This window comes from bacterium (assembly GCA_021157605.1).
Taxonomy (GTDB): domain Bacteria; phylum Patescibacteriota; class UBA1384; order JAGGWG01; family JAGGWG01; genus JAGGWG01.
Map to the genome: position 1 here is coordinate 1 of JAGGWG010000001.1, position 3,680 is coordinate 3,680.

Sequence of the window (3,680 nt, forward strand, 5' to 3'; positions counted from 1 at the left end):
TAATAGTGTCACGGTATTGCCAACTGTAATCATACCAAGAGGTTCCCAAAACCTTGCCTTTTTGAAGAGATAGAGGAATAGAGATATAGGGAAATGTATAGGCAAAGAAAAGAACAAAAGAAAGAATCAATATGCCTAAGTTTAAAAAAGAAACATTGGGGAGAGAGTGATAGAAATTATACCAAGAAAACCTTTGCTTTAGAGTTTGGTGGAGATTATTAAGAAAGTGGAGGATTTGGGTTTCTTTTTTTATTTTTTTGGGTTTATTCCAATTAAAACCCGAGGGGCTTTTTAGTCCGGGCATAATTAAATTAACTTAAAACTATTATATCAGAAAAAGGAAGATTAATAAAAAACACGGGGAGAGAGTAAGCCGGATTCTGTTTCCCACCCCCGCCCCGCCAACGGCGAGGTGGTGGGGGACCGAGCATCTATCTGGGCTGTCTATTGCTAGACAGCTCGCGCAGAAAGACTTCTGGGTAGAGGGCTAAGACTCTTTTTGCCATAAAATCCCAGAAGCAGATCTTTCTTTGCACCAGAGGGGGTTTGCCGCCCATGCCAGATTGCTCTAGCAGGTCAGGGATTTACCCTGCGTTTCACCCTACCCAGCCGTAGTTTGTAAAACAAACTACGGTTGGGCGGTCTACGTCTCTGTGGCACTTTCCCTACCCAGCCCCGCCGTAGTTTATTAGTAAGCTACGGCAGGACAGGACGCCTTTTCTTCAAAGGCCTCCCTCAGCCTGGTGTCCGGACTTTCCTCCCCTGCCACGCCAGAAGCGGAGCAGGAGTACCCGGTTCTTCTCCCCGTGTTTAGCTTTTATTATACCAGAGAGAAATATTTTGTCAATTGCAAGCTAAGAGCACAAGATTAGCCAATATTCCAAAAATAAATAAAGAAAGATTATTCTTGGAATATTTCTTTTAAAAACTGACCAGTATATGACTTTTTAACTTTCGCCACCTCCTCAGGCATACCTTCAGCTACGATGCGACCACCTCTATCACCTCCTTGAGGACCAAGATCTATGATCCAATCTGCAGTTTTTACAACCTCAAGATTATGTTCAATAACCAAAACTGTGTTGCCCTTATCCACCAAGGCATTTAAAACCTTAAGCAGTTTCTTTGTATCTTCAAAATGTAAACCTGTAGTTGGTTCGTCTAAAATATACAAAGTCTTTCCTGTGGCTTTACGCGTCAGTTCTTTAGCCAGCTTGATCCTCTGTGCTTCACCGCCGGAAAGCGTAGTAGCTGGCTGACCTAATTTTAAGTAACCTAAACCAATTTTTTCTAAAACTTGCAGTTTTTCCCTAATAGGCTTAATGACATAAAAAAACCGCAGAGCTTCGCTCACTGTCATATCCAAAACTTCAGCAATGTTTTTGCCTCTGTAATTAACTTCTAGAGTCTCTCTGTTATAACGAGCCCCTTGACATTCAGGACAGGTGACATAAACATCAGGCAGAAAAAACATTTCAATCTTTATCGCCCCTTCACCTTTACACTTTTCACACCTTCCGCCCCGCACATTAAAAGAAAAACGTGAAGGAGCATAACCTCTAAGTTGAGATTCATTAGTTTGGGCAAACAACTGGCGAATATGGCTAAAAATCCCTGTATAAGTAACAGGATTAGAGCGGGGAGTGCGGCCAATAGGAGATTGATCAATCCTAATTACCTTATCAATATAATTGAGTCCTGTAATTCGACGATGTTTACCCACCTTTAGTTTCACCTGATTAAAATGAACCTTAAGGGCTTTAGCCAAGATATCATCAATAAGAGTAGATTTGCCTGATCCAGAAACACCAGTTATACAAACAAACTTGCCCAAAGGAATCTTAACATCAATATTTTTTAAGTTGTGTTCACTAGCGCCTTTGATAGTCAAAAACTTACCGTTTCCTTTCCGCCTTTTTTCAGGCAGGGGAATTGTTTTTTCACCTTTCAAATAGAGACCGGTTAAAGAATTCTTATTGCTTTTAATCTGGCTTAGTGTTCCTTCAGCTACAACCATCCCGCCACTTTCTCCTGCTCTAGGACCAATATCAATAATCCAATCAGCTGCTTCCAAGGTCTCGCGGTCATGCTCTACTACTACTACAGTGTTGTCTAAATCTCTCAATCTTTTTAGGCTCTGAATTAAACGTCCCACATCTATTTGATGCAACCCAATTGTTGGTTCATCTAAGATATAAAGCACGCCGGAAAGAGAAGAACCAATCTGAGTTGCTAGCCTAATACGCTGAGCTTCGCCATTAGAAAGGCTAACACCAGCTCTATCTAAACTCAAATAACTTACACCCACTTCCAGCAAAAACTCTAAACGATTGATAATCTCCCGTAAAATCTGATGAGCAATTTGTTTTTCAGAAGAAGAAAGCTTAAGACTAAGGAAAAACTTCCTAGCTTCATCTAAAGACATTGCTGAAACTTGGGCAATATTTTTCTTATTAAGCTTAATTGCTAAAACTTCAGGCTTAAGCCGGGTCCCCTGACAAACTCGACAAACCTCTTCTACCATATAATTCTGAATTTCGCGGCGGATAAAATCTGAATCAGTCTCACGATATCTTCGTTCTAAATAGGGAATCACTCCCTGGTAGGTAGTCAGATAACCGCCCACCCAATACTCTTCATCACCAGTACCGTAAAGAACAATGTTTTTAGCCTTTTTGTTCAATTTGCCTACAGGTACATCTAAAGAAAAATTATGCTTATCAGCCACCTCTTGTAAAATCCGCATATACCAACGTGATTTAGCCATTCCCCTTGCCCAAGGCCTAATAGCCCCCTCATTAATAGTTAATCTTGGATTAGGCATAATTAAGGCAGGATCTACAACCAAACGATGCCCTAACCCCTCACAAGCCGGGCAAGCACCGTAAGGGCTGTTAAAAGAAAAAATCCTCGGTTCAATTTCTTCAAAAGAAAAACCGCATTTGGGACAGGCAAAGAGTTCAGAATAAAGCCTCTCTTTATTGTTGTCTAAATCTAAAACAATCACTCTTTTCTCGCCCAAATTTAAAGCCTTTTCTATTGCCTCTGCTAAACGGGTTTTAGCTTTTTCGCTTTTGCCTATCTTTAATCTATCAACCACTATTTCAAGAGTGTGGGTTTTATAACGCTCTAAAGAAACCTCCTCATCCAAATGTTTAATAACTCCATCGACCCTCACTCTGACAAAACCCAAACGCCGCGCCTCGGCAAAAAATTCCTGAAATTCACCTTTACGATTTCTCACTTTTGGAGCCAAAACTGCTACTTTTTTACCTAAAAATTCATTCAGCACCTGTTGGATAATATTAGAAGCTGACTGAGCCTCAATTTTAATCCCACAATGAGGGCAATACGGTGTTCCAATCCGCGCCCAAAGCAAACGCATATAGTCGTAGATTTCAGTAATTGTGCCCACAGTGGAACGAGGATTAGTAGAAACTGAACGCTGATCAATAGCCACAGCCGGGGAAAGACCATCAATTTGATCTACATCTGGCTTTTCCATTACTCCCAAAAACTGCCGCGCGTAGCTGGAAAGTGATTCTACATAGCGTCTCTGACCTTCAGCATAAAGAGTATCAAAAGCTAAAGACGACTTCCCTGAACCAGAAAGACCTGAAATAACTACTAACTTATTTTTAGGTATCTTAACATCAATATTTTTTAAGTTGTGGACGCGA

At 40.8% G+C, this 3,680-nt stretch carries 2 protein-coding genes and 1 other RNA gene; all 3 read right to left on the minus strand.

What is annotated here, in order from left to right; all coding sequences use genetic code 11:
* Window positions 1–304: hypothetical protein (locus J7K05_00005; protein ID MCD6194583.1), on the minus strand; the 304-nt coding region annotated here is incomplete at its 3' end.
* A 49-nt stretch (window positions 305–353) separates the two neighbouring features.
* Window positions 354–808, minus strand: an RNA gene (rnpB, locus tag J7K05_00010) — RNase P RNA component class A.
* Between the two features lie 93 nt (window positions 809–901).
* The coding region (gene uvrA / locus J7K05_00015) for an excinuclease ABC subunit UvrA (protein ID MCD6194584.1) at window positions 902–3,680 on the minus strand (2,779 nt) is incomplete at its 5' end.